Genomic DNA, 26,284 nt, shown 5'->3' on the forward strand with positions numbered 1-26,284 from the left:
GCGGCAACAAGTACGCTCCCAACCCCGCCCTGACCGCAACGTGGCCGGAGGTCTTCATCTCCATGGGCCTGACCGCCGAGCTGGTGGCCAAGCGCTTCCACATCAGCCGGGAGGAGCAGGACCGGTTCAGCCTGCGCAGCCACCAGCGCGCCGCCGCCGCCATCGCCGCCGGCAGGTTCGCCGACGAGATCCTGCCGCTGGAGGTAACGCGCTGGGAGGAGGAAGACGGGCGGCCCCGAAAGCGACAGGTCACCTTTGCCGTCGACGAGGGAGTGCGCACCGACACCTCGCTGGAGAAGCTGGCCGCCCTCCCTCCGGTCTTTGCCAGGGATGGGGTGATCACGGCGGGCAACGCCTCCCAGACCAGCGACGGAGCCGCCGCCGTGGTGGTCGCGGCGCCGGAGGTGGCAGCGCGGCTGGGCGCAAAGCCCCTGGGCCTCTTCCGTGCCTTCGCCGTCGCCGGGGTGCCGCCGGAGATAATGGGTATCGGCCCGGTGGAAGCCATCCCCAAGGCGCTGCGCCAGGCGGGGCTGCGTCTCGAGGACCTGGACCTGATCGAACTAAACGAGGCCTTCGCTGCCCAGGCGCTGGCGGTGGTGCGGGCCCTGGAGCTGAACGAGGAGCACCTCAATATCAACGGCGGCGCCATCGCTCTGGGCCACCCTCTGGGGGCCACGGGGGCCCGCATGACCACCACCCTGCTGTACGAGATGCAGCGCCGCCAGGCGCGATACGGTATGGTGACCATGTGCATTGGCGGCGGGATGGGTGCGGCCGGGATTTTCGAACGGCCGTAGATGCCGCGGGAGTTCCGCCCTCCGGGGCGGCGCGGTCGCGGTTTCCAGCGAAAGCGGTCGCGGTTTCAGCGAGAAGGGGAAGGCGAGGGAGGCCCCATGGAGACGCAGACAGCACTGACCACGCGCGGCGGCGGGTTCCTCCTGGCGGAGGGCGATCCACTGGCGGTCTTCACCCCTGAGCGGTTGAGCGAGGAGCACCGCCTGGCAGCGCGCTCCGTCACCGAGTTCCTGGAGCGCCAGGTCCTGCCGCAGACCGCAGCGCTGGAGGGCAAAGACTGGGAGCTGACGCGGCGGCTGCTGCGGGAGCTGGGGGAGCTGGGCTTTCTGGGGACGGAAGTCCCCGAGGCCTACGGCGGTCTGGGCCTGGACAAAATCACCTCCCTGGTGATCGCTGATGCCCTGGGGCCGGCGTCCTCCTTCGCCGTCTCGGTGGGCGCGCACGTGGGCATCGGCATGCTGCCCATCGTCTTCTTCGGCAACGAGGAGCAGAAGCAGCGCTTCCTGCCGCGGATGGCCCGGGGAGAACTGATCGGTGCCTACGCCCTGACGGAACCCACCGCGGGATCGGACGCCATGGCCATCCGCACCAGCGCCGTGCGCACGCCCGACGGCAGCGCCTACCTCCTCAACGGGAGCAAGCAGTTCATCACCAACGCCGCCTTCGCCGACCTCTTCATCACCTTCGCCAAGGTGGACGGCGAGCAGCACACCGCCTTCATCGTGGAGCGGTCCACCCCGGGGCTGAGCATTGGCCCGGAGGAGCACAAGATGGGGATCCAAGGCTCCTCCACCGCCTCCCTCCTCTTCGACAATGCCCGGGTGCCGGCGGAGAACCTGCTGGGCCAGGTGGGGCAGGGCTTCAAGATCGCCATGAACATCCTGAACATGGGCCGCTTCAAGCTGGCCGCCGGCTGCCTGGGGGCGGCACGGGCAACATTCCGCGAGGCGGTCCTCTACGCCCGAGAGCGCCGGCAGTTTGGCCGGCCCATCAGCAGCTTCGGCCTGATCAAGCAGAAGCTGGCGCAAATGGCCATGCGCCTCTACGCCGCCGAGTCCATGGTCTACCGCACCGGCGGGCTGGTGGAGCTGGCCCTGGGCGGGGCGCATGCCAACAGCCAGGCGGTGATGGCCGCGCTGGAGGAGTACGCCGTGGAGTGCTCCATCAACAAGGTCTTCGCCTCTGAGGTGTTGGACTTCGTGGTGGACGAGACAGTCCAGATCTTCGGCGGCTACGGCTTCATCGAGGAATACCCCGCGGCACGTGCCTACCGCGACGCCCGGATCAACCGCCTCTTCGAGGGGACCAACGAGATCAACCGCATGGTCGTCACCGGCATGCTCCTGCGACGGGCGCAGCGCGGGCAGCTGCCCCTGGTGCAGGCGGCGCGGGCGGCCACAGAAGAGCTCCTGGCTCCCCCGGCCGCAGGTGACGGACAGGGCACCGGGCCCCTGGCCGCCGAGCGGCAGCAGGTGGCGCTGGCGAAGAAGGCGGCGCTCTTTACCTCCGGGGTCGCTCTGCAGAAGCACGCCTCCGGTATCGAGGAACAGCAGGAAATTCTGGCCTGGCTGGCCGATATGGTAGCCGAGATCTTTGCCATGGAGAGCGCGGTCCTGCGCGCAGCGCAGGCCGCCGCGGGGGAGGAGACCCTGCACACTCTGCTGGCCCGGGGATACGTACAGGAGGCCCTGCCCCGGCTGGACGGGCTGGCCCGCCAGGTGCTGGCCGCCTCCGCGGAGGGCGAGGACCTGCGCACGGTCCTCGCCGGGCTGCGGCGGTTGCTGCGCTACACGCCGGTGAACACCGTAGCGTTGCAGCGGGCGATTGCCGACCGCGCTGTGGAGGCGGGGCGGTATCCCCTGTAGCCGTCCCCCCAAACCAAGGGAGGCCCCATGAGGATCACCACCGACCCACGCAAGGCCTTTCCGCGCCGTTTCGTCCCGCCCACGGCCAACATGGGCCGCTGGGAGGAGATCGAGCCGCTGGGCCAGGCCCTGCTGGCACGCCAGCCCCAGTCGCCGCAGGCGCTGGAACAGTGGCTGGAGGATACAAGCGAGCTGGCGGCGGCGGTCTGGGAGGAGCGCAACCGGCGCTACATCGCCATGACCTGCCAGACCGATGACCCCGATCGCGAGCGGGCCTTCCTGGCGTTCGTCCAGCAAGTGGAACCCCGGGTGAAGATGCTGGGGCACCGCCTGGACGAGGCTTACCTGCACAACCCGCACCGCACGGGGCTGCCCCCGCGCTACCGCCTTCTGGACCGGCGCATCGAGAACCGCTTCAGCCTCTACCGCGACGAGAACATCCCGCTGGAGGTTAGGGAGAACGAGCTGCGCACCCGGTACCAGAAGGTGAGCGGGGCGATGACCGTGGTCTTTCGCGGGGAGGAGCGCACCCTGCCTCAGATGGCTGTGTTCATGGAGGATCCGGACCGGGCCACGCGGCAGGAAGCCTGGGAGCTGGTCGCCCGGCGGCGCCTGCAGGACAGGGAGATCCTGGAGGATCTCTTCGATCAGCTGCGCGCCGTGCGGCTGCAGATCGCCGCCAACGCGGGGTTCACCTCTTACGTAGACTACATCTTCCGCCGCTACGAACGCTTCGACTACACGCCGCAGGATTGCGTCCGCTTCCACCACGCGGTGGAGGAGCACTTCGTCCCCCTGATGGAGCATCTCCTCCGCCAGCGGCAGCGCCTGCTGGGTGTCGACCGCCTCCGCCCCTGGGACCTGGATGTGGACCCGCTGGGCCGACCGGCGCTGCGGCCCTTCGCCGTGGCAGACGACCTGGTGGCCCGTGCCGAGGAGGTGGTCCGCCGGGTCGACCCTGAACTGGGCGAGCACTTCCGCTTCATGCGGGAGGAGGCGCTGCTGGACCTGGAGAGCCGCAAGGGCAAGGCGCCCGGGGGGTACCAGAGTGAGCTGACGGAAAGGCGCTGGCCGTTCATCTTCATGAACGCGGTGGGGCTGGACCGGGACGTGCGTACCCTGCTGCATGAAGCCGGTCACGCGCTCAACTCCATCGCCGCGCGGGAGGAGCCGCTCCTGGAATACCGGGACCCTCCGCTAGAGTTTGCAGAAGTAGCATCCATGGGCATGGAGCTGCTCTCTGCGCCCCACCTGGAGGTCTTCTACCCGCGGCCGGAGGATCGCCGCCGCGCCTACCGCGAGCGGCTGGAGGGGATCGTCCGCCTCCTGCCCTGGGTCGCCACCGTGGACGCCTTCCAGCACTGGCTCTACGCCCACCCGGCGCACACCCCGGAGGAGCGGCGTTCCGCCTGGGTGGCCACCTACACCCGCTTTCACCGCACGGTGGACTGGAGCGGCTACGAGGAGGCCCTGGGCTACCAGTGGCACCGCCAGCTGCACATCTTCCTCCACCCGCTGTACTACATCGAATACGGCATCGCCCAGCTGGGCGCGCTGCAGGTCTGGCTGCGCTCGCGGACCGACTACCGGGACGCCGTGGCCCGATACCGGGCGGCCCTGGCCCTGGGCGGTACCCGGCCACTCCCGGAGCTGTTCACCGCTGCCGGGGCGCAATTCCGCTTCGACGCGGAGACGGTAGCCCCGCTGGCGGAGGCGCTGGCGGAAGAGCTGGCGCAGATCCCCGATGCCTGACGCCTCCCCGGCCCCGCCTGACGATGGCTGAAGCCCTCCGCCCGCAGGAGCTCGGGCCCCGGATCGGCGCGCCCATCCCGCCGTTCGAGGCCTCCGACCAGTTTGGCCGCCAGCAGACCTTTGAGACCATCCGCGGTGCGTCCGGGGCGCTGATCGTATTCATCCGCAGCGCCGACTGGTGACCCTACTGCAAAGGCCAGCTCGTGGAGCTGGAGCACAACAGGCAGCGGCTGGCGGCAGAGGGCTGGGGGATCTGCGCCATCAGTTACGATCCGGTAGAGGTCCTCCGTGACTTCGCCAGGCGCCGCGGCATCACCTATCCTCTGCTGGCCGACCCGGATTCCCGCATCATCCGCCGCTTCGGCCTCCTCAACGAGGAGATCGAGCCGACCAGCCGGGATTACGGGGTTCCCTACCCGGCGACCTTCCTGGTGGACCAGCGGGGGGCTGTGGTGCACAAGATCATGGAGCAGCACTATATCCACCGCCTGCCCGTGACCACGCTGCTTTTGCGCCTCGGCAAGACCCCCCTCCTTCCGCCGCCGCGCCCGGTCCGGCAGCTCCCCTACCTGGAGATCCTGACCGCGGCCACAGAAACCGCCCTCTACCCCGGCAACCTGGTGACCATTTACGCCGACCTGCAGCCTCATCCGGGGGTAGGCGTGTACGCTCCCGGCGTAGCCGGGTACCAGGGCGTAGCGCTGACGTTAGAACCACAGCCCTACCTGCAGGTCCGCACCGTCCACTATCCCGCGGCGACGGTCCTGCCTGTCCCCATCCCGGGAGAGACGCTGACCGTCTACAACCGCCCGGTGCGAATCAGCGTGGAGGTGGCGCTGGGGAACCGCCTCGAGCTGCAGCCGGTCTACGAGGCCGGTGGCACCCTGGAGATCCGGGGGAAGCTGGCCTTCCAGGCGTGCGACGACCGCGCCTGCTACCCTCCGCAGGAAGTCCCGCTGCTCTGGACCTTCTCGCTGCGCCCTCCGGACCTGGAGCGCCCGCCCGAGGCTTTGCAGTACCGGGAGAAAGGCGCGAAGCGGTAGAAGGCCCTGCGATGAGGTCGGCGGGCTGACCCACGGGGCTCAGAGTACCGGGGGACGGTCTCAGACCACCCGGACGGCTGGGACTCCCGGAGGAGGGCTCAGACCACCGGACGGTGGAGCAGGTCGAGGACCAGCGCAGCCGTCCAGGAGAAGTCCTGCCCGCCTCTCCCCTCTCCGGTGTAGGCATGGAAGTACTCGTAGAACCCCCCCGTGCGCACGAGATCCAGCGTCTCCTCCGCCAGCTCCCGCGCCTCCTCCCGCAGGCCCAGCCGTTCCAGCCCCCGCAGCAGCAGCCAGTTGATGTTCACCCAGACCGGGCCGCGCCAGTAGCGCGCGGGGTCGAAGCCTGGCTGGTCAGGGGGCACAGAGGGGAGGAGGCGGCATCCGTGGCTGCGGCGGCGGTAGCGGGCCGCCATGGCCGCAGCCTGGCCGGCGTCGATGAGCCCGGCAAAGATGGCAACGAGGCCCGCCACTGTGTCCACGGGGATCTGCGCTCCCCGCTGCAGGTCGTAGTCACGGAACAGCTGCGCCTCTTCGCTCCAGAGCGTCCGCCGGTAGGCTTCCCGGAAGGCCTCCAGCTCCTCCTGAGGAAGCGGGGGCGGTTCGTCCAGCGCTGCCGCGATGCTGTTGAGGTCGGTGGCTGCCTGATACCAAATGGCATTAAATAGCGCGTCGTACACGGCAAAGGGCGAGCATGCCAGCACCTCCGGCAGCTCGTAGCCCGCTCCCGTGATGACCTCCACCAGGTACATGTACAGGTCGTAGTCCGCTGCTGTCGGCCGCTCCGCAGCCTGCACCACGGTGGTGTCGGTGCGCCGGTAGGATCGCGACGGCTTGAGGCCCAGGCCCACCAGGTGATCCCAGCGGGGGCTGTTGTCCAGCCCGCTCTCCCAGGGGTGCAGGACAAGGATGAGCGGGGAGCCGCCGGCGGTCCGCCGTTCCGGGAAAAAGCGGACCGAGGCCCGCAGCGGCTCGTAGACCCGCCGCCACCAGGTCATGCGGATATCCACGTCCGGCTGCATCAGGCCCAGCAGGGAGACGGCACTGGCCAGCACCGGGGGCTGGGTGATGCCGCTGGTGCGCTCGCCGGGGTGGCGCACGGGCACTCCCGGCCAGTTCTCCGGGCCGGGGGTGTAGTCGCGCACTGCGGGGTTGTACCGGATATGCGGCACCATGCCGTTTATCCACTGCCCGGCCAGCAGGCTCTCCACCTCGCGGGTCGCCCGGAGCCAGTCCAGGTGCCCCCAGCCCACGGCGATGAAGGCACTGTCCCAGTTCCACTGGTGGGGGTAGAGGCGCGGGCTGGGGCGGGTGTAGTCCCCCAGGTCGTTGGTGCGAAGGACGGCCTCGGCGGCCGCGGCCAGTGCAGCGTCCGACGTGATCATCCGTGGGGTAGGGCCTGACCGCTGCGTGCGTCCATCAGGCGGATGCGCGCCGGATCAAAGCGCAGCCAGACGCAAGAACCCCCGGTCGCGTGGAACTCCACGGCTGTGGTGACCTTCAGCACGGCGCCGCCCGCCTCCACGGTCAGGAGCTGCTGCGGGCCCACCGGTTCCAGCACCAGGACCCGTGCCGGGATGCCCTCCGGCACCGGCTGGAGGCTTACGGCGATATGCTCCGGGCGGATGCCCAGCAGTACCGGGCCGGATACCTCTGCAGAGGTGCGACCGTTGGCGGGAATACTGACGCCGGCCACCTCCACCACCTGCCGGCCCTCCTCCCACCTCAGGATCGCCTCCAGGAAATTCATGGGCGGATTGCCGATGAAGCCGCCCACGAACTGGTTGACGGGTGTGTCGTAGACGCGGGCCGGAGTATCGCACTGGACGATGCGGCCGTCCTTCATCACCGCGATCCGCTCCCCCAGGCTCAGGGCTTCCACCTGGTCGTGGGTCACGTAGACCGTGGTGGAGCGCACCTCGCCGTGGAGGCGCTTCAGCTCGGCGCGCATCTGCAGCCGCAGCAACGCGTCCAGGTTGGATAGTGGCTCGTCCATGAGCAGGACCTGGGGGCGCATGACGATGGCCCGCGCCACCGCCACCCGCTGGCGTTGCCCGCCCGAAAGCTGCCCCGGGTAGCGGTCCAACAGGTGGTCGATCTGCAGGAGGGCCGCTCCCTCTTCCACCCGCTGCCGCACCTCCGCAGGGGGCAGGCGACGCATGCGCAGACCGAAGGCGATGTTGTCGAAGACGGTCATGTGGGGAAAGACGGCGTAGCTCTGGAAGACCATGGCGATCTCCCGCCGCGCCGGGGGCCAGTCGGTGACGTCCCGCCCGCCGATGAAGACGCGGCCGGAGTCCACCCGCTCCAGGCCAGCCAGGCAGCGAAGCACCGTGGTTTTGCCGCAGCCGCTGGGCCCTAGCAGCACCATGAACTCGCCGTCGCCGATCTCCAGCGAGACGTCGTCGACCGCAATCACCCTGCCGAACTGCTTGCGCACCCGTTGCAGCGCAATGGTGGCCATGGCTTTCCCGCGTCCCTCCCTGGCCCCGCCTCCTCAGCGGACGGTGACCCCCCACAGTGTCAGCAGGTACCGCCGGATCAGCAGAATGACGATCAGGGCGGGGACGATCATGAAGAATCCGGCGGCAAAGCGGTAGTCCAGCGGGGCTCCGGCAGCGCCCACGGCGTTCATCACCAGGGCAGGGAGCGTGCGGTTGCGCAGGGTGAGGATGGTGGCGGCGAAGACCTCGTTCCAGGAGAGGACGAAGGTGAAGATGGCCGCCGCGGCCAGGCCCGGGAGGGCGATGGGGAGGGCCACCCGGCGGAAGGCCTGCAGCCGGCTGCAGCCCAGGGTCAAGGCCGCCTCCTCCAGTTCCAGAGGCACGCCCAGGAAAACGCTCATGGTGATGATGATGGTGAAGGGCAGGGCCAGAGCCGTGTGCACGAAGGCCACACCCCACAGGGTGTCGTACAGCCCCCAGCGGATGAAGGCCACCGCCAGGGGTACTGCCAGGATGGTGGCAGGAAACATCTTGGTGGCCAGGATCCCCAGGCGGAAAATCTCCCGGCCGGGGAAACGGAAGCGGGAGAGGGCGTAGCCGGCCGGCGCTCCGATGGCCACCGACAGCCCGATGGTCAGGGCGGCCACCAGCAGGCTGTTCAGGGTCGACGGCAGCACCCCCTGCGCCTGGAAGAAAAAGCGCATGGTCTCCGCCGACCAGGGCTGCGGCAGCAGCGGCCGCGGCCAGGCGTAGAGCTGCGAGCGCGGGGTGAAGCTGGCCAGGGCAATAAGCACAAGCGGCAGCAGGACCCAGGCAGCCAGCAGCGCCACCGTCACCCCCAGAAGAGCCTGCCGCGCGGGACGGCTCATGCGCGGGCCACCTCCTCCTCCCGGGTGCGCAGCAGGCGCAGGTAGAGCACGGTGACGGCCATGGACGTTCCCATGATCAGCACGGCGTAGGCGCTGGCCACGTGGGGGTTGCGGTAGATGGTGTACTGAAAATACGCCTCCCCCGCCAGGACCGGGACGATGCGCCCGGCCAGGGTGATCACGGTGGCAAAGAGCTGAAACGCCAGGATGGTGCGGATGATCAGCGCCGTCTGCAGGACGGGCCGCAGCAGCGGCAGGGTCACGTAGCGCAGCTTCCGCCAGCCGGTGGCCCCGAAGACCTCCGCCGTCTCGAAGAAGTCCCGCGGGATCAGCTGGAGGCCCGCCACCAGGATGAGCATGACGATGGCCGTCGCTCGCCAGACCTCGGTGGCCACGATGGCGCCGTAGAGCAGCAGCGGCTGCTCAAACGTCAGGAAGGTGATCGGTCGCGGCACCAGGTTCAACCCCTGCAGGAGCATGTTCAGGTAGCCGCGCTCCGTGAAGATGGACAGCCAGACCAGCCCGGCGGCCAGGTCGGAGATGCCCAGAGGGATGGCAGCCACGTAGAGGAAGGCGGTGTGCCCGGTGAAGCGGCTGTGCACCAGCAGGGCGATCAGCAGGGCGATGGTCACCTGCAGGGGGATGACCATGGCCGCAAGCAGCAGGCTGTTGCGGAGCGCCCCGCTGAAGTACGTGTCCCCCACCATGGCCTGGAAGTAGCGCAGGGTCAGGGCGCCGTCGGGGCCGCGGATACTTAGGGCCAGCGCCTGCAGCATGGGGTATACGAAGAAGGCCGCCAGGAAGATCAGGGTGGGCAGCAGCAGCAGGTAGGGCAGCCAGTCGATACGCAGGACGACCGGAAGACCGGGCCGCTCCAGGTGGCGCTGGGCGACGGTCATGGCCGGACGCGGGGAGGCGGAATGACCTCCCCGCGCTCACACTCCGGCATCGGCTAGTCCGGCCGGCAGGGCCGCTCCGGAGGGTCGGGCGGCGGGCAGATGGCGTTCATCGCCCGGTAGAGCTCCTCCAGGCGGCGCGCCTGCGCCGCCAGAACGTCCTCGATCTTCTTCCCCTGGACGGCGATCTGGGTGAACGTGTCCACGTATAGGGGGACGAACTCGCCCGAGCGCGCCCCCAGCCCGATGGGCAGCAGCGCCGTCCTGGCGTCCCGGGCGGTGGCCTGCGCGGTAACCCCGTCCGCCATCACCTTCAGTCCTCCTGTGGGCACCGCTCCGGCGGCCTCCCGCACCGTGGGGAAGAAGGCAACGCCCTGCAGGGTGAGGACCTGCGTGCGCGGCCGGGTGAGGTACTCGATCAGGCGCGCCGCCCCCTCCGGGTTGGGCGAGTACCGTGGAATTCCCAGCCCGGCGATGACCGCCAGGAAGGATCGGCCCCGCGGCCCGGCCGGGGAGGGCAGGACGACGAAGTCGTCGGGCCGCTCCCGCAGGGCTGGCAGGAGGCGGGCGGTGTGGTCCCAGGCCACCCAGACCTCGCCCCGCAGCAGCGGCTCGTGCATGAAGGTGTACAGGAAGGACGACGGGTGGGTCACCCCCCAGAGCCGGCGCAGGTACTGCCACATCTGCACGGCCTCCGGCGACTTGAATTTCTTCACCTGGGCACCGGTGTAGGCGGGGTAAATGTAGCCGTGGAGGAACCGCCCGTACAGCCCACCGGGAGCTGCGGGGAAGCCCAGGCGGCGCTCGCCGGTGGCCTGCCTGATGTTCTCCCCCCACTGCAGCAGGTCCTCATAGGTCATGGCCTGCGGGTTCCGCCCGGCGGGGAAGTGGGGCAGGGCCCGCTTGTGCGCTGCGATCAGGTAGGTGGCCTGCATCCAGGGGATGAAGGCCTGCACCCCGCCGATCTGCCCGGCCTTCACCAGGTCGGGGATGAAGGTGCGGTCGCGGCGGGCTTCCAGCTGGCGCAGCACATCCGCCACATCGCGCAGCGCGCCCTCGGCTACCAGCAGGGGGAAGTCGCCGTGCAGGGTTCCGGTAACATCGACCGTGCCCCGCCCGGCCCGAGCCTCGGCCACCAGGCGGTCGATGTAGGGGCCGGCCAGGTCGCCGATGAAGCGCACGCGGATCCCTGTCTCCTCCTCGAACCCCTTGAGCAGGGTGGTGCGCGCCCACTCCTGTTCGTGGACGGGGTTGAGCTGTGTGGAGGTGAACGTCAGCTCAACGGCCGGTGCGGAGGCCGCCGGCACCGCGCCGGCAAGCACACCCAGCAGCAACAGCAAGACCAGCCTGCTCGCTCTCATCCCGCGCCTCCTTTCTCCGTACCGTTCTGGCCCGCCACACTGCGCCGCCCGCGGGACAGGGGAGAGAAGCCGCCACAAACGACAACCGGCCCGGAAGAACCCACCGGGCCGGAACGCGCACGGTGCCGCTCCTCCTCCGAAACGCCTACGGGGTTAGCTGACGGGCTCGGGCTTCAGAGGATGCCCTAGCTCCGCCCGATGGCGGAGATTCGCCCCACAAGTACGGAGTCCCCCGCTCCCACCCTGGGATTCGGCGCAGCAGGCTTCTCTATGGCACTACCCCTCTTTCACGCACACCCACCATAGCACAGGGGTTCCCCCAGCGTAAACCGCCGCGTCTGCGCAGTTGTTCCGAAGCTCCTGCGTTGCCAGCCCTGGTCGCATCGGGCGGCCCGCGGCGCACTGCAGCCGCCGCGGCAGGGGTTCGCTACAGGGCGCTACGTCCGCCGTCGACGACGATCACCTGGCCGGTGATGTAGTCGGAGGCCGCCGACGCCAGGAAGACGGCCACACCTTTGAGCTCACCCGGCCGGCCGATGCGGCCCAGCGGCGTGTGCGCCTCCACCTCCCGTTGGGCCCGCTGCAGGACCGCCCGGCTCATCCGCGTGGGGAAGAAGGCGGGGGCGATGGCGTTGACGTAGACGTTGTAGCGGGCCCACTTCACGGCCAGATCCCGGGTGAAGGCCACCAGCCCCCCTTTGGCCGTGCTGTAGCCGATGGCGTCCAGGATCTCCGGCGGATCGCCCAGCAGCCCGGCCAGGGAGGCGATGTTGATGATCTTGCCGCGGCGGCGCTGGACCATCAGCCGGCCCACGGCCTGGGTCACCAGAAAGGTCCCGGTGAGGTTCGTCTCCAGGACCTGACGCCACTTCTCCAGCGGCATCTCCAGGACTGGTGCGCCCCAGGAGATGCCGGCGTTGTTCACCAGGATGTCGATGGCGCCGAAGCGGTCCAGGGCTGCGCGCACGCACGCCTCCACCTGGTCGGGCTGGGTGATGTCGCAGACCACACCCAGGCAGGCCATCCCGGCGGCCCGGAGCTCCTCCTCCGTGGGGCGTAGCCACTCCTCCCGCCGTGCGGCAATCACCAGCGCTGCCCCGGCCTCCCCCAGCCCTTCGGCCATCTCCTTCCCCAGGCCGCGGGAGCCCCCGGTGACCAGGGCCACCCTGCCGGAGAGGTCAAAGAGCTCCTGCACCCGCACACCTGCAGACTAGGCGACGTCCCGCCACTGAGTCCAGATCAGGCGGCAACGGGTCAGCGGAAGGCACGCAGCATGGGTTCTAAGTCGATGCCCTCCAGCTCCTGGGGCCACATGGGGACTCGCCGCTGCGCTTTCCGCCTGCGGGGGTTGCGGTAGACCACGCCCAGCGGCGAGCGGCCGCGGCGGCGGAAGTCGGCCAGCAGCTCCCAGGCCGCCTCCAGGCTGGTGGGGTCGTGATCCGCGGGGACAGGCTGCAGGCGCTCCCGGAACCAGTCGTAGGTGTTGAACTTGTTGTAGGTGACGCAGGGAGAGAAGTCGTTGACGAAGGCGAATCCCGGGTGCTCCATGGCCTGCGCGTAGACTTCAGCGGCATGCTTGGGATCGCCGGAGAAGGACTGGGCGATGAAGGTGGCGCCGGCGGCCAGGGCCAGCCGCAGCGGGCTGAAGGGCGGCGGCTCCTCCTCGGAGAACTCGGGGAAGTCCTGCCCCAGCCCTCCGGTGGGAGAGCGCTGCCCCGTGGTCAGCCCGTAGACCCCGTTGTCCATGACAATGAGCGTCACCTGGGGGTCCCGACGGCAGGCGTGCACGAAGTTCTCCACCCCGATGGCAAAGGTGTCCCCGTCGCCGGCCAGTGCCACCACGCGCAGGTCCGGGTTGGCCATCTTCACCCCCAGGGCATAGGCCAGCGGACCGCCGTGGGTACCGTGGAAGCCGTTGCCGTTCAGGTAGTTACGGATTTGCCCTGAGCAGCCGATTCCCCCGATGAGCAGTACCTCGTGCGGCACCAGCTCCAGGCGGGTGAAGGCCAGCTTCAGCGCGTTGAGCACCCCGTAGTCGCCGCAGCCGGGGCACCACTGGATGCGGTGCCGGGGAACGGCGTTCTCCTCCCAGACCTTGCTGGCAGACGCGCGGGCAGCCGGCTGCACGCTCACGGCTCACTCCCCCTCGTGGGCCTCCACGGGCACGGGCAGCGCTTCGGCCACGCGGACCTCCCCAATCCCCTGGCGCACGATCTGGTGCACGCCGCGGACGATGTCGGAGACGTAGAACACCCGCCCGTTGTACTTGAGGATACGGCGGGTGGGCAGGAGGCAGCGCTCCTGGATCAGGTCGGCCAGCTGCCCGGAGTAGTTCTGCTCGCAGACAATCAGCACGCTCGCCGCCTGCAGCACCGGCTTGACCAGGTGGGTGGGGAACGGCCAGAGGTGGGTGATCTGCACCACCGCCACCTCCAGCCCCTCGGCGCGCAGTCGCTCCCGCGCCTCCAGCAGCACCGGCTTGGTGGACCCCCATCCCACCAGCACCGGCCGTCCCGCCGGATCACCGTACACCTGCGGCCCCCGGGCGTCCTCCCGCAGGTAGGTCTCCATCTTGCGCATCCGTTTCTCCATCATGGCCTGGCGCCTGGGCGGGTCGGTGGTGACGAAGCCAGACTCGTCGTGCTCGGTGCCGCTCATCTTGAAGACCGCGCCGGGCGTGCCGGGGAAGATGCGCGGGGAGATGCCGGACTCGGTGAGGCGGAAGCGGCGGAAGCCGTCGCGCCGCAGGTCCTCCTCTGTGAGCACGCCCTCCCGGACGATGCGCACGGTCTCCCGGAAGAGGCTCTGAGGGACGCTTTTTCGCACCTCGGCCAGGGTCAGGTCGGTGAGGAAGAAGACCGGACACTGATACTTGTCCGCCAGGTGGAAGGCATCCATGATCAGCGTGTAGCACTCCTCCAGGGTCGAGGGCGCCAGGACGATGCGCGGGATCTCCCCGTGGCCTGCGCTGATGGCCATGCGCAGGTCTGCCTGTTCGGTCTTGGTAGGCATGCCGGTGGACGGCCCCGCCCGCTGGGAATCCACCACCACGATGGGGATCTCCGCAGCCCCGGCCAGGCCGAACTCCTCCACCTTCAGGGAGATGCCCGGCCCCGAGCTGCCCACCATGGCCCGGGCGCCGGCCAGACTGGCCCCCAGGGCGGCGCGGATCGACTCCCGCTCGTTCTGCCCCTGCAGCGACCGGCCCCCGTAGGCGGGAAGGTACCGGTCCATGAACTCCAGCAGCGGGGAGGCGGGAGTGATGGGGTAGCCGGCGTAGAAGCGGCAGCCTGCCTGGATGGCGCCCACGCCCAGGGCGTCCGTCCCGGAGAGGAACAGGAGCGGCTCGCTAGTGGACCGCGGCTCCAGCCGGTAGCCGACACTAGGCCAGCCGCGCTCCCGCAGCACCTCCTCCACCACGGCCCGGCCGCGCAGCGCCGCCCGCAGGTTGAGGTCCACCAGGTCCTGCGCCTTGCGGGCGAACCGCTCCTCCAGCAACGCCCGCAGGTAGTGCTGGTCCATGTCGAACTCCAGCAGGCGGAAGAGCGCGCCCACAACCACCATGTTCTTCACCACTTCCCGCTTCAGCTCGCGCAGGGCGATATGCCGGGCGGGCAGGGGGAAGACGCGGACGCCGCGGGCCTCCAGCGCCTCCGTGGGCACGGTTCCCGTGGAGGCGTCGTAGAGGAGCACGCCGCCGTCCCGCAGGTGGGCGCCGTGCCGCAGGATGGTGTCGCGGTTGGGCTGCTGCGGCGCGTCGGGGTTGGAGTCGAACTCCAGGGCCACCAGGATGTCCACCTGGTCGTCGCCGTGGGAAAGCGGCGGTTCCTCACAGATGAGCAGGGGGTCAAACTGGTGCGCGCCGTAGATGGTGGAGGCGTAGTTGCGCTCGTTGGCCAGGACATGCAGTCCCGCCCGGGTGGCGATGCGCCCCACCACATCTACCACCGTGCCCACCCCGTCCCGCAGCTGGACGCCCCCCACCAGCACCTTGAGACGGCCCGCCACCACATCCTCCTTCCCGGTCGACGCTCTGAGACGAACGGGCCTCTGGGCCGCACAATCCCAGAGGCCCCATCCATGTAAGAACTATAGCACGGCGGGCAAGGGAAACGGCCGGGCCTCCTCGAAACGGAGGGTGCGGTCCTGGATGCAGCGCGACCTCCGCGAGCGGTACGAAGAGGACCTGGCCCTGGTGCGCGGCGCACCCGCCTGGCTGGCGCTGGCCGCTGCCCTGGGCGGGCTGGCCATACTACCGTGGGTTGCGCCTGGCTACGTGGTCTTCACCGCCGTCCTGGTGGCGGTGAACACCATCATCGCCGTGGGCCTGAACCTGCTCACCGGCTACACCGGGCAGATTTCCCTGGGGCACGCCGGCTTCGTGGCCATCGGCGCCTACACCGCCGGGCTGCTCATGGGCCGGCTGGGCGCTCCCTGGTGGACGGCCTGGCCGGCCGCCGGACTGGCGGCGGCGGCGTTTGGCTTCCTGGTGGGGCTGCCGGCACTGCGCCTCACCGGCCCCTACCTGACCATCGCCACGCTAGGGTTTGGCATCGTCGTGCACCAGGTGCTGACCAACTGGGAGGCGCTGTCTGGAGGACGGATGGGCCTGCCCGTGCCGCCGCTGGCGTGGGGGCCGGAATGGCTGAGTGCGCAGCAGCGACTGTACTACCTGGCCGTCGCCAGTGCTGTCTTCCTGATCTGGGTAGCCACGAACCTGACGCGGTCTCAGGTGGGGCGGGCCTTTGTAGCCCTGCGTGACAGCGACATCGCCGCGGAGGTGGTGGGGGTCAACCTGACGCGGTACAAGACCCTGGCCTTCGCCGTCAGCGCCTGCTACGCCGGGGTGGCCGGCGCCATCTTCGCCCAGGCGCTGCGCCACCTGGAGCCGCAGAGCTTCACCCTGATGGAGTCCATCCTGTACTTCGCCATGATCGTGGTGGGAGGGCTGGGCAGCATTCCGGGCTCGGTGATCGGTGCCGTGGTACTCACGCTGCTGCCGCAGCAGCTCACCCTGCTGCGGGAATGGGTACCGGTCATCTTCGGTACCGCCATCATCCTGATGATGGTCATCGAGCCGCGCGGCCTCTACGGTCGCTGGCTGCGCATCCGGCTCTACTTCAAGACCTGGCCCCTGTGAGCTGGAGGCCGCGGCGATGGTGGAGCTGGTGCAGCTGATTGTGGGAGGGTTGAGCGCCGGGACCCTCTACGGGCTGGTGGCGCTGGGCATAGTCCTGCTCTACCGCTCCTCCCGCGTCCTGAACTTCGCCCACGGCGACCTGGCCACGCTGGCCGCCTTCGTGGCCTTCACCCTCCTGGTGCGCCTGCAGCCGTCCGGGTTGCTCCCGGGTCCGCTCCAGGTCCGCTGGCATCTCTTCCTGGCGGCGGCGGCGGGCAGCCTGCTGGTCGCCGCGCTGGTGGGGGCGGCGTTCTACTTCGTGATCATCCGGCCGGTGAAGGAAGCCACCATTCTGGGGAGGATCGTCGTCACCCTGGGCCTGGCCCTGGTCGTCAATGGTGGCGTCGTCCTCCTCTGGGGCGCGGACACCAAGGTCTTCCCCTTCCCCCTGTCCGATGTCCGCGTCCACCGCCTGGGGGGCGTGGTCATCAGCCAGCTCAGCCTGGGCCTGACCGCCGCCGGCCTGGCCCTGGTGCTCCTTCTCTACCTGCTGGTGCAGCGCACACGCGTCGGCCTGGCCATGCGCGCCGTGGCCCAGGATCTGGGGGCGGCGCAGGCGCTGGGCATCCCCTCCCGGCGCATCTTCGCCATCACCTGGGGGCTGGCCGGTGCGCTGGGCGCGGCTGCGGGCATCCTGGCCGCCCCGGTGACCCTGCTGGACCCCTTCATGATGCTTGACCCCTTCCTTAAGGGGTTTGCCGCGGCGGTGCTGGGCGGCATGGACAGCCTCCCCGGCGCTGTGCTGGGCGGCTGGCTTCTTGGCCTGGCGGAAGGCCTCTTTGCCGGCTACATCTCCTTCAAGTTCAAGACCACCCTGGCCTTCCTAATCATCGTCCTTACGCTGATGCTGCGCCCGGAGGGGCTGCTGGGGCGGGAATACCGTCGTCGGGTCTAGCGCCTTCCGCTTGGGCCGGAGACCATCCCCGGGCCGGTAGGGCGGTAGGCGGGCGATAGCGAAGCACCTTAGGTACGGGGCCCCGTGACGATCAGACCCTCGGAGGGAAGGTGAGATCGCCATGAGTCGAGCGCGTGTAGTGGGAGTTGTCCTCCTCGCCGGGCTGTTGCTCCCTGTCTCTCTGACCGCACAGGAACGGGGGGTGACGCCCACCGAGATTCTCATCGGCAGCACCCTCCCCCTCTCCGGTCCCGCCGCCTACTGGGGCACCGGGGTCGGCGGGGGAATCGACGCCTTCTTGAAGTGGGTCAACGACGGGGGCGGCGTGCACGGGCGGAAGTTCCGGGTGATTCTGCGGGACGACGCCTACCTGCCGGCGCGCAGCGCCCTGAACGTGCGGGAGCTGGTGGAGCGGGACGGGGTCTTTGCCATCGTGGGGATGATCGGTACGGCCAACGCTTTCGCCGCCAGGGACTACATCGCCGAGAGCAAGACCCTGTGGATCAGCCCCACCACCAACGACATCTGGGCCGGTTACCGCCACCGCCAGTACCTCTTCGTCACCTACCCCTCCTACCACAACGAGGGGCGCATCCTCACCCAGTACGCGGCAGAGAAGCTGGGGACCAAGGCCATCGCCGTCTTCTACCAGAACGACGAGTACGGGCTGGGGCTGCTGCGGGGGGTGAAGTACGGCGTGGCGGCGTCCAGGGGCGTCAGGCTGGTGGGACAGGCCTCCTACGAGGTCACGGACACAGACGTCAGCGCCCAGGCGGTGAAGCTGCGGGGCAGCGGTGCCGACACCGTCTTCATCGCAGCCACACCCGGGCAGGGCGCGCTCATCGTCCGGGAGATGGCCAAGCTGGGCTGGCGGCCCACCCTCCTGGCCACCTTCACCCTGGGCGACCCCATCATGTTCACCCTGGCCGGGGAAGCGTGGAACGACGTCTACTCCACCGCCTACTTCCCCCTGCCCGGGTTGGGTGACACCAGGGTGGACCAGATGCTGGCCACGCTGATCCGCTACACTCCTGCGCTGGCCCGCAGCCCCTACAACGCCCTGGCCGGGGTGACCTTCATCGAGCCCCTGGTAGAGGCGCTGCGGCGCACAGGGCCCACCGTGACCAAGGACCGGGTGGTGGCGGCGCTGGAGTCCCTGCGCAACTGGAACGGGGAGGTCTCCCGCGGCGTCACCTTCGGACCCAACCGGCGCCAGGGGCTGAACCGCATCTACATCGTCAAGGCCTCCGGCGGCAAGTATGTGAAGATCACCGACTGGATCGAATATCCGACGCAGTACTAGGGGTGGTGTCTGCGGCGGCTCCACTGCTTGAGGTCAGCAACCTCTCCATCGCCTTCGGCGGGATCCAGGCGCTGGCGGGGGTCAACTACACCGTCGACCCCCGCACCCTGGTCTCCATCATCGGCCCCAACGGCGCCGGCAAAACCACGCTGTTCAACTGCATCGGGGGTCTGTACCGCCCCGACCGCGGCACCATCCGCTTCCATGGCCGCTCCCTGATCGGCCTCAAGCCCGACGCCATCGCCCGCCTGGGGATTGCCCGCACCTTCCAGAACATCGAGCTCTTCCGCAGTAGCACCGTCCTGGACAACGTCCTGCTGGGTCGCCACCTGCACTTCCGGGCGGGGTTTGTCGCCGCCGCCCTGGGAACCCCACCCTGGCGGAGGGAGGAAGTCCGCCACCGCCGCCGCGCGGAGGAGATTCTGGACTTCCTGGACCTGCAGAGCGCACGACACCGCCGTGTGGGCGACCTCCCGCTGGGCCTGCAGCGCCTGGTGGAGATCGCGCGGGCTCTGGCCTCCGAGCCGGAACTGCTGCTGCTGGACGAGCCCAGTAGCGGCATGACCGCCGAGGAGAAGAGCGACCTCAGCTTCCGGATCAAGGACGTTCAGGAGGAGTGGGGCATCGCCGTGGTGGTGGTGGAGCACGACCTGCGCCTGGTGATGGACATCTCACAGCGGGTCACGGTGCTGGATCACGGGGTGAAGATCGCCGAGGGAACGCCGGCGGAGGTGCAGCGCCACCCGGAGGTGATCCGCGCCTACCTGGGGGAGGCGGTGGCGTCCACGGCGTGAGCAGCCCGCTGCTGCAGGTGCAGAACATCGAGACCAGGTATTACGGGCGGCTCACCGTGCTGCGCGGGGTGAGCCTGGCCGTGGCCGAGGGGCAGATCGTGGCCGTCCTGGGCAGCAACGGCGCAGGCAAGTCCACTCTGCTGCGTACGATCATGGGCTACATCCCTGACCAGCCGGAGAAGGGCGCGGTACACGTGCTGGGGCGGCGGGTGAACGGCTGGGACCCGGAGGACGTGGCCCGCCTGGGCGTGGCCTACATCCCTGAAGGTCGGGGCATCTTCCCTGAGCTCACCGTGGAGGAGAACTTGGCGCTGGGCGCCTACACCCGCCGCGGCCCCGCGGTGCGCGCCGACCTGGAGCGGGTGGAGGCCCTCTTCCCCGTGCTGCGGGAGCGGCGGCGGCAGGTGGCGGGGACGCTCTCAGGGGGAGAGCAGCAGATGCTGGCCATCGCCCGGGCGCTGCTCATGCGGCCCAGGCTGCTCATGCTGGACGAACCCTCCCTGGGGCTGGCCCCCATGGTAGTGGCGGAGATCTTCCGGGTGATCCGCGAGGTGCACACCTCCGGCACGGCCATCCTCCTGGTGGAGCAAAACGCGCGGATGGCGCTGGAGCTGGCCCAGTGGGGCTACGTGATGGAAAACGGCCGCATAGTCCTGGAAGGCCCTGCCGCCCGGCTGCGGGATAACCCCCACGTGCAGGAGCTGTACCTGGGAGTGGTACGGGAACCCTCGGTGAAAGGGTTCCGCCGTTACAAGGTCCGCCGTCGCTGGGCCTGACGACGGAGGCAACCTGCGACCTGCCTCACGGACAGCCCCGAAACTCGCCTCTCTGACCGCCCCGTAACGCTCCTCCCGAACCGCCCTGTGACCCTCCACGCCGCCTCCCCGGCAAGACCTCTACCGGTAAAGGCCCTGGATCAGGTCCCGGTACTTCTCCATGACCATCTTCCGCTTCACCTTGAGAGTGGGGGTGACCTCGCCGTCCTCAGCGTAGAGGCGCTTGGGCAGGATAGCGAACTTCTTCACCTGCTCCGGGGAGGAGAGCGTCCGGTTCACCGCCTCCACCTCCCGGGCGATGAGATTTCGCACCTCCTCCTGCTGCGTGAGGTCAGTGTAGGTGGTGAAGGGCAGACGGCGGTCCTGTGCCCATTTGGTCACGTTCTCCTCGTCGATCACCACCAGCGCCACCAGGTAGCGTTGCCCATCGCCGATGACCACGGCGTCGTTGATGTAGGGGGAGAACTTCAGCTTGTTCTCGATGTACTGCGGCGCGATGTTCTTGCCCGCGGCGGTAATGAAGAGGTCCTTCTTCCGGTCGGTGATACGCAGGTGTCCGTCGGGGTCGAAGACCCCCACGTCCCCGGAGTAGAGCCAGCCGTCCCGGATGGTGGCCGCCGTGGCCGCAGGATCCTTGTAGTACCCCACGAAGACGTTGCCTCCCCGGACCAGGATCTCTCCGTCCTCGGCCAGGCGCACCTGCACCCCGGGTAGCGGCACGCCCACCGTCTCCGGCCGTACATCCCCCGTCCGGTGCACCGTGGTGGGGCCGCTGCCCTCGGTCTGCCCGTAGACCTGCAGCACGGTCACGCCCAGGCTCCAAAAGTACTCCAGGATGTCGGGGGCCACGGGGGCGCCGCCGGAGAGGGCCCAGCGCAGGCGGTGCAGGCCCAGGCGGCGACGCAGGGGGTGCAGGACCAGCAGGTCGCTCAACCCGTAGAGCACCCTCAGGCCCGGGGGCAGGGGGCGCCCCCTCTGCCGGTAGGGCGCCGCCCGCCGTCCCACCGCCACGGCCGCACGGTAGGCCAGCCGCTTGAGGGGGTCTGCCTCGCGCATGTGCAGGTCCACCCCCGAGTACAGCTTCTCCCAGATTCGGGGCACGGCGAAGAGGATGGTCGGGGCCACCTCGCGCAGGTTGTCCAGCACCGTGTCCAGGTTCTCCACGAAGTTCACGGTGTAGCCGTGGCAGGCCGGCACCAGTACCGAGACCATGCGCTCGGCGATGTGCGACAGCGGCAGGTAGGAGAGCACCTCGTCGTCGGGATGGTAGCCCAGGGCGCCGGCCAGCGCCTCCACGGTCCAGAGGATGTTGCGGTGGGTGAGCATGGCTCCCTTGGGCGGGCCGGTCGTCCCCGAGGTGTAGATGAGCAGGGCCACGTCGTCAGCCCGGATGCCCGCCAGGCGGTCCTGCAGGGCCCCGGGGTGGGCCGCCCGGTGCGCCCGTCCCAGGTTGAGAAACTCGTCCCACATCAGGACCTGCGGGTCGCGGAAGGTACGCAGGCCCTCGGGATCCATGACGACGATCTGCTGCAGCGCTGGCAGCCGGGCGCGCACCTCCAGAGCCTTGTCCAGCTGCTCCTCCCCCTCGACAAAGAAAACGCGGCAGCCAGCGTGCTCCAGGATATAGTGCACCTGCTCGGGACTGCTGGAGGTGTAGATCCCGGTGGTCCAGGCGCCGACGCTCTGGATCCCCAGGTCGGCGAAGAGCCACTCCGGCCGGTTTTCGCCCACCAGGCCCACCCGCTCCCCCGGGACCACACCCAGGGCCATCAGCCCGTGCGCCACCAGGCGCACCTGCTCGGCATACTCCTGCCAGGTAACGGACTCCCACAGCCCCAGACGCTTGCGCCGCAGCGCGGCCTGCCGCGGGCGCATCATGGCCCGGGCGAAGAATGCCGCCGGGACGCTCTCACCGAGGACAGGCGGAGCCTGCGTCAGCACCGTACTGGTGGAACCTGCGCCAGCACTATACTAATTAAATTCGGACGCACGGGGGGAGCCTTCCTTCATGCAGAGAAGATCTCAGGGGAGAACTGGTGCGCCGGCCGTGACCCTGCCTGTCCACCCGATCGCCATTCCCACGCCGTTCCCCGTTGGGCCGGTCAACGCCTACCTACTCCCCCATGAGCCGGTGACTCTGGTAGACCCCGGACCGAAGACTGCCCCGGCCAGGGCCGCGCTCCAGGCGGGATTCGAGGCGGCGGGAGTGCCCCTGCGCGCCCTGCGCCGCATCATCCTCACCCACGGGCACACCGACCACTTTGGGCTGGCCGCTGAGCTGGCCGCGGAGACGGGAGCCACGGTCTACGCCCATCCCGACGACGCCCCCAAGTTTTCTGGCGAACGCACGTTCACTTCACACTTGCTGGACTTCTTGAGGCAGCACGGGGCGCCGGAGGAACTCGGTCCCCTGGTCATCGAGGCGCTGCGGGCGATGCGCCCGCTGATGGATCCGCTCACCGACTTCGAGCCCCTTTTGGAGGGCATGCGCCTTTCCTGCGGCAACGATCACCTGACCGTCCTGCACACCCCCGGGCACTCCGCGGGTCACATATGCCTGAGGGTGGATGAGGCAATCATCGCCGGTGACGTCCTCCTGGAGGCCGTCAGCCCCAACCCGCTGCTGGAGTTCGGCCCCGGGGGACAGCGCATTCGCACCCTGCCCCTGCTGCTGGACTCACTGCGCCGCCTGCTCCAGCTCAATCCGGTGCAGGTCTTTCCCGGCCACGGCGAGCCCTTCGGGCCAGCGGCCCCACGCATCCACCGGCTGCTGGAGCACCACGCCCAGAGGCAGGAGCGGGTGGTCGCCCTGCTGGGTGGCAGCCCGCAGCAGGCCTTCGACCTGTCCCGGGCGCTATTCCCCGACGTCGACCCCCTGAACCGGCTGCTCGCCCTCTCCGAGGTGAACGGACACCTGGACCTCCTCGTGGCCGCGGGCCGGGTGGTGGAGACCGTGGAAGGGGGACGGGTCTTCTACCGCCGGCGCGACTGAACCACTGCCTGGGCAGGCATGAGGGCACGACTGAACCGCGCCTCGGGCGGGCATGAAGGTATGGTGACCACTCGCCTCCTCCGCCGCACGACCTACGGGGTGCCAAGGCCGCGCCCGCAGCGCTCGGGGGGCGCCATACTGGCCTGGACAACGGTCCTGCTGGTCCTCGCTGGGGTGGCCCTGGTCCTGCGGGTAATTCGCTGGGCGGATCGCAACCTCTAGCCGTCAGGAGGCCTCTCCGGCCCCTAGCGTCGCAAGTAGGTATCAGTCCGGTCAATCCAATCCTGCCGCGGCGGGCTGAAGAAGTCCATCTCCACCGTATCCTCCAGGAACTCGGCGCCGTGCGGCAGGTTTCCCGGAATCAGCAGGACCTCGCCCGCCCGCAGCAGCAGCTCGCCGTCGGGCAGGGTGAAGCGCATCAGCCCGGAGAGACAGTAGGTGAGCTGCTCGTTCTGGTGCTGGTGCACGGGGACCGTAGCGCCACGCTTGAACTCCATGTAGGCTGCCATCAGGCGTTCCCCCCACAGGAGGCGGCGGGTCATTTGCGGGGTCACCTGCTCTGCTTCCAGGTCGAGCAGGCGCCGGTGGACGACGGATGCCATCGCTGTCCTCCTCCACGTAAGTTGGAAAAGCCTCCCCTCAATTCCCCGCCGCCCCGTCCCGGCCCTGCCGCCGGCTACCACTGCCCGCGGGTTCGGTCCATAATCGTCTCAGCGGGGCAGGTGAGCAGGGTGACCGGACTAGCGGCACCTGCACTGGCCGAGGTGCTCGACGGGCTGACCGCCTCCGGGGAGCTGTGGCGGCGGCTGACTGACGGAAAGGTGGAGTGCTACGCCTGCGCCCACCGCTGCGTCATCTTCCCCGGCCGGCGAGGGATCTGCAAGGTCCGCTTCAACAGCGGAGGGACGCTGCGCGTGCCCTGGGGATATGTGGCCGCCCTGCAGTGCGACCCGACGGAGAAAAAGCCTTTCTATCACTTCCTGCCGGGTTCTTCCACGCTCACCTTCGGCATGTTGGGGTGTGACTACGCCTGCGATTTCTGCCAGAACTGGCTGACCTCGCAGGCCCTGCGAGACCCGGCTGCCGGGATCCACCCCACGAAGATCACACCCCGGGAGCTGGTAGCCCTGGCCCGCCGCTGTCACGCGGCCGTGGTGGGGTCCTCCTACAACGAGCCGCTGATCACCAGCGAGTGGGCCGTCGCGGTCTTCAAGGAGGCGCGGGCGGCAGGCCTGCGCACCTGCTACGTAAGCAACGGCAACGCCACCCCCGAGGTTCTGGACTACCTCCGGCCCTGGACGGACGCCTACAAGGTTGACCTCAAGGCCATGACCCCGGCGCACTACCGGGAACTGGGCGGGGTGCTCTCACGCGTCCTGGAGGCCATCCGCCAGATCTACGCGCGCGGCTTCTGGCTGGAGGTGGTCACCCTGGTCATCCCCGGCTGGAACGACTCGGACCAGGAGCTCCTGGCGGCGGCCCGCTTCCTGGCCTCGATCTCTCCCTTCATCCCCTGGCACGTCATCGCGTTCCACAAGGACTACCGGATGACGGCCCCGGAGGACACCACCCCGCAGGTCCTGCTGCGGGCGGCCCGCATCGGCGAGGCCGCGGGGCTGAAGTACGTTTACGCCGGGAACCTTCCAGGGCAGGTGGGCCGCTACGAACACACCTGGTGCCACCACTGCGGTGCCCTGCTGGTGGAGCGCTGGGGGTACCTCATCCGGCAGAACCGCTTGCGCGGCGGGCGCTGTCCGCAGTGCGCCACGGCCATTCCCGGCATCTGGCAGTAAGGCCTGACGGAGGATATTCCCCCGCCGACACGAAGTCTAGGACGAAGCGCAGGACATCATGGAAGGGGGATGATCGCAGATGTCGGCCAAGGCGTACGCGCAGTGGGGTGGCATCATCCTTCTCGTCCTAGGAGTGCTGGGCCTGTTCACGGGTGTCAGGGTTATCGGTCTCAACTCCGACATCGTCGAGGACATCATCCACCTCGTGGCTGGCCTGATCCTGGTGTACTTCGGCTTCCGCGGCACGGACGCGCAGGCCGCCACCTGGGCGCAGGTGTTCGGCGTCATCTTCCTGGTTGTGGGGGTCATCGGGTTCATCCCTGCGGTGAAGACCCTCTTCGGCCTGCTGCCCACAGGCCTGGCCGCCGCCGACAACATCGTCCACCTGATCTACGGCGTCCTGGGTATCTGGGCCGGCCGGTCCTACAAGCCGGCTGCAGCGTAGCCAGCCACTCCACCAGCAGCGAACGCAGGTGGCGCCTCCGGAGCTCCAACTCCGGGGGCGCCGCTGCTTCTGGGGGCGCCGCTGCTTCCGGGGGCGCCGCGGCGACCCGCCTCACCTCGTGGCCCTTCGGGCACGTCGATGTCCCTGCTTCCGTAGTGAGGTGAGAGAAAGGTGGGCTGACCGTGCGATCAGTCCCCCAATGCCAAGAAGGCGAAGGTGTGGAGCCGGCGCGGGGATTCGAACCCCGGACCTGCGCATTACGAGTGCGCCTGCTCCCAATCTCTCACAATCCATCGAGTCTCCTGAGTCTCAAAATGCGGACATTCCCGAGAAACCTGAGACGGAAAGGAATCAGCGAGACCCTGAGGGTGGCAGATGTGCCCCAAGGGTGCCCCAACGGATGTACGCAACAATCTTGATTCGCTGGCAACCCGATTACAACCGACCTAATCCATAGTACCAGTGGAGACACAGTCTCCTGAGAGGACGGGATAGGGCCGACCTCTGGCTCGAACTGGGGGGCCTGATGGCCAACCTGGGCCGGCTGGTGGCCCTCCGGGCGACCGACGGATAGGGCCAGGCGACAGGACGATCTGTCGGACAGCACGTGTGGCTCACCGATCGCTGAAACCCACTCCGCATAAGGATTTTTCAGGGCGAACTATTTAGCCTCGCGTCTACTTCCGTAACAATCTTGTCAGCGGTCTCAAGGAGGACTCGCGCATGATCTAGCATCTCGTCGCGCCTCCGAGCCCTGCGCTTTCTTGTTCGGTGCTTCAGGTCCATGTCCATTTCGTGCACGATCCGATTCCGGTTCTCGAAGGTAACCCTGAGCTGCTGAGTGTTTAGTTTCAGGTTTGCTGCTCCGAAGTACTCCAACGTCCTCTGAAGCTCCTCAAAGGACTGAAGACTCCGACCGCTCAAGTCCCGAGCCAGTGACTCAACGGCCACCTTGAGGGGATCGCCAGATAGGATCAGTCGGGACAGCTCTTTGGTGTTGACCCCCGCCAGAGCTGCGACTTCGGGCTCTCCCCGGAGGAGACGCCGCTCCACAAACTTGGCCAGTGCTTCGCGTGCCGGCT

At 68.8% G+C, this 26,284-nt stretch carries 25 protein-coding genes, 1 pseudogene and 1 riboswitch; of the genes and pseudogenes, 15 read left to right on the forward strand and 11 right to left on the reverse strand.

Annotated elements, in window-relative coordinates; translation table 11 throughout:
* The 6 genes and pseudogenes from QN152_11180 to QN152_11205 form a co-directional block, all read left to right on the forward strand.
* Nucleotides 1–797: thiolase family protein (locus QN152_11180; protein MDR7540071.1), on the forward strand; the 797-nt coding region annotated here is incomplete at its 5' end.
* 96 nt (nucleotides 798–893) lie between these two features.
* The gene (locus QN152_11185) at nucleotides 894–2,660 is read left to right on the forward strand and encodes an acyl-CoA dehydrogenase family protein (GenBank protein ID MDR7540072.1); all 1,767 of its coding nucleotides are present in this window, start codon (nucleotides 894–896) and stop codon (nucleotides 2,658–2,660) included.
* A 27-nt stretch (nucleotides 2,661–2,687) separates the two neighbouring features.
* Nucleotides 2,688–4,412 (forward strand): M3 family oligoendopeptidase, encoded by a 1,725-nt coding sequence (locus QN152_11190; protein ID MDR7540073.1) that lies wholly within the window; start codon nucleotides 2,688–2,690, stop codon nucleotides 4,410–4,412.
* Between the two features lie 23 nt (nucleotides 4,413–4,435).
* Nucleotides 4,436–4,594 carry a hypothetical protein gene (locus QN152_11195; protein MDR7540074.1) on the forward strand — a complete coding sequence of 53 codons (159 nt, stop codon included), beginning with the start codon at nucleotides 4,436–4,438 and terminating at the stop codon, nucleotides 4,592–4,594.
* Between the two features lie 12 nt (nucleotides 4,595–4,606).
* Nucleotides 4,607–4,879 (forward strand): annotated as a pseudogene (locus QN152_11200) (redoxin domain-containing protein).
* A complete protein-coding gene (locus tag QN152_11205) occupies nucleotides 4,877–5,455 on the forward strand; it encodes a protein-disulfide reductase DsbD family protein (protein ID MDR7540075.1) in 579 nt (192 codons plus the stop codon). Before QN152_11200 ends, QN152_11205 begins: the two are co-directional and overlap by 3 nt.
* 98 nt (nucleotides 5,456–5,553) lie before the next feature.
* Here the strand turns inward: QN152_11205 and QN152_11210 are convergent, their stop codons facing one another.
* The 8 genes from QN152_11210 to QN152_11245 form a co-directional block, all read right to left on the reverse strand.
* Complete coding sequence (locus QN152_11210; protein MDR7540076.1) at nucleotides 5,554–6,840, reverse strand: trehalase family glycosidase; 1,287 nt, start codon at nucleotides 6,838–6,840, stop codon at nucleotides 5,554–5,556.
* Nucleotides 6,837–7,919, reverse strand: a complete 1,083-nt coding sequence (locus tag QN152_11215; GenBank protein MDR7540077.1) for an ABC transporter ATP-binding protein — start codon at nucleotides 7,917–7,919, stop codon at nucleotides 6,837–6,839. Before QN152_11215 ends, QN152_11210 begins: the two co-directional genes overlap by 4 nt.
* Nucleotides 7,920–7,952: 33 nt before the next feature.
* The gene (locus QN152_11220; GenBank protein MDR7540078.1) at nucleotides 7,953–8,768 is read right to left on the reverse strand and encodes a carbohydrate ABC transporter permease; all 816 of its coding nucleotides are present in this window, start codon (nucleotides 8,766–8,768) and stop codon (nucleotides 7,953–7,955) included.
* Nucleotides 8,765–9,667 (reverse strand): sugar ABC transporter permease, encoded by a 903-nt coding sequence (locus QN152_11225; protein MDR7540079.1) that lies wholly within the window; start codon nucleotides 9,665–9,667, stop codon nucleotides 8,765–8,767. Before QN152_11225 ends, QN152_11220 begins: the two co-directional genes overlap by 4 nt.
* Before the next feature lie 53 nt (nucleotides 9,668–9,720).
* Complete coding sequence (locus QN152_11230; GenBank protein MDR7540080.1) at nucleotides 9,721–11,025, reverse strand: extracellular solute-binding protein; 1,305 nt, start codon at nucleotides 11,023–11,025, stop codon at nucleotides 9,721–9,723.
* A 127-nt stretch (nucleotides 11,026–11,152) separates the two neighbouring features.
* Nucleotides 11,153–11,291, reverse strand: a riboswitch (cyclic di-AMP (ydaO/yuaA leader).
* 161 nt (nucleotides 11,292–11,452) lie between these two features.
* A complete protein-coding gene (locus tag QN152_11235; GenBank protein ID MDR7540081.1) occupies nucleotides 11,453–12,226 on the reverse strand; it encodes an SDR family oxidoreductase in 774 nt (257 codons plus the stop codon).
* Between the two features lie 53 nt (nucleotides 12,227–12,279).
* Nucleotides 12,280–13,158, reverse strand: coding sequence for a thiamine pyrophosphate-dependent enzyme (locus tag QN152_11240; protein ID MDR7540082.1), 879 nt, complete (start codon nucleotides 13,156–13,158; stop codon nucleotides 12,280–12,282).
* Nucleotides 13,159–13,161: 3 nt separating this feature from the next.
* A complete protein-coding gene (locus QN152_11245; protein MDR7540083.1) occupies nucleotides 13,162–15,033 on the reverse strand; it encodes a 2-oxoacid:acceptor oxidoreductase subunit alpha in 1,872 nt (623 codons plus the stop codon).
* Between the two features lie 142 nt (nucleotides 15,034–15,175).
* Here QN152_11245 and QN152_11250 point away from each other — a divergent pair, with 142 nt between their 5' ends.
* The 5 genes from QN152_11250 (at nucleotide 15,176) to QN152_11270 (ending at nucleotide 19,972) form a co-directional block, all read left to right on the forward strand.
* The gene (locus tag QN152_11250; GenBank protein MDR7540084.1) at nucleotides 15,176–16,165 is read left to right on the forward strand and encodes a branched-chain amino acid ABC transporter permease; all 990 of its coding nucleotides are present in this window, start codon (nucleotides 15,176–15,178) and stop codon (nucleotides 16,163–16,165) included.
* Nucleotides 16,166–16,181: 16 nt separating this feature from the next.
* Nucleotides 16,182–17,099, forward strand: a complete 918-nt coding sequence (locus QN152_11255) for a branched-chain amino acid ABC transporter permease (GenBank protein ID MDR7540085.1) — start codon at nucleotides 16,182–16,184, stop codon at nucleotides 17,097–17,099.
* A gap of 121 nt (nucleotides 17,100–17,220) precedes the next feature.
* The gene (locus QN152_11260) at nucleotides 17,221–18,402 is read left to right on the forward strand and encodes an ABC transporter substrate-binding protein (protein ID MDR7540086.1); all 1,182 of its coding nucleotides are present in this window, start codon (nucleotides 17,221–17,223) and stop codon (nucleotides 18,400–18,402) included.
* Between the two features lie 2 nt (nucleotides 18,403–18,404).
* Nucleotides 18,405–19,196: an ABC transporter ATP-binding protein gene (locus QN152_11265; protein MDR7540087.1), complete on the forward strand. Its 792-nt coding sequence runs from the start codon at nucleotides 18,405–18,407 to the stop codon at nucleotides 19,194–19,196.
* Entirely contained in the window at nucleotides 19,193–19,972 is a 780-nt protein-coding gene (locus QN152_11270) for an ABC transporter ATP-binding protein (protein ID MDR7540088.1), read from the forward strand. The genes QN152_11265 and QN152_11270 overlap by 4 nt, the downstream gene beginning before the upstream one ends.
* A 120-nt stretch (nucleotides 19,973–20,092) precedes the next feature.
* Here the strand turns inward: QN152_11270 and QN152_11275 are convergent, their stop codons facing one another.
* On the reverse strand, nucleotides 20,093–21,913 hold the full coding sequence (locus tag QN152_11275; GenBank protein ID MDR7540089.1) for an AMP-binding protein: 1,821 nt from the start codon (nucleotides 21,911–21,913) through the stop codon (nucleotides 20,093–20,095).
* 106 nt (nucleotides 21,914–22,019) lie between these two features.
* On the opposite strand from QN152_11275, the gene QN152_11280 reads away from it, so the two are divergent.
* Nucleotides 22,020–22,964, forward strand: a complete 945-nt coding sequence (locus QN152_11280) for an MBL fold metallo-hydrolase (GenBank protein MDR7540090.1) — start codon at nucleotides 22,020–22,022, stop codon at nucleotides 22,962–22,964.
* A gap of 18 nt (nucleotides 22,965–22,982) precedes the next feature.
* On the forward strand, nucleotides 22,983–23,186 hold the full coding sequence (locus QN152_11285) for a hypothetical protein (protein ID MDR7540091.1): 204 nt from the start codon (nucleotides 22,983–22,985) through the stop codon (nucleotides 23,184–23,186).
* A 23-nt stretch (nucleotides 23,187–23,209) separates the two neighbouring features.
* On the opposite strand, the gene QN152_11290 is transcribed toward QN152_11285, so the two are convergent.
* Nucleotides 23,210–23,566 (reverse strand): cupin domain-containing protein, encoded by a 357-nt coding sequence (locus QN152_11290; protein MDR7540092.1) that lies wholly within the window; start codon nucleotides 23,564–23,566, stop codon nucleotides 23,210–23,212.
* A gap of 129 nt (nucleotides 23,567–23,695) precedes the next feature.
* Between QN152_11290 and amrS the strand changes: the two genes are divergently transcribed.
* Together amrS and QN152_11300 are read left to right on the forward strand one after the other, a co-directional pair.
* On the forward strand, nucleotides 23,696–24,757 hold the full coding sequence (gene amrS, locus QN152_11295; protein ID MDR7540093.1) for an AmmeMemoRadiSam system radical SAM enzyme: 1,062 nt from the start codon (nucleotides 23,696–23,698) through the stop codon (nucleotides 24,755–24,757).
* A gap of 79 nt (nucleotides 24,758–24,836) precedes the next feature.
* Nucleotides 24,837–25,202 carry a DUF4383 domain-containing protein gene (locus QN152_11300; GenBank protein MDR7540094.1) on the forward strand — a complete coding sequence of 122 codons (366 nt, stop codon included), beginning with the start codon at nucleotides 24,837–24,839 and terminating at the stop codon, nucleotides 25,200–25,202.
* Nucleotides 25,203–25,853: 651 nt separating this feature from the next.
* On the opposite strand, the gene QN152_11305 is transcribed toward QN152_11300, so the two are convergent.
* A partial coding sequence (locus QN152_11305) for a hypothetical protein (GenBank protein MDR7540095.1) occupies nucleotides 25,854–26,284 on the reverse strand: 431 nt, incomplete at its 5' end.

The sequence above is a fragment of the Armatimonadota bacterium genome (assembly GCA_031459715.1).
In the GTDB taxonomy this organism is placed as follows: Bacteria; Sysuimicrobiota; Sysuimicrobiia; order Sysuimicrobiales; family Humicultoraceae; genus Humicultor; species Humicultor tengchongensis.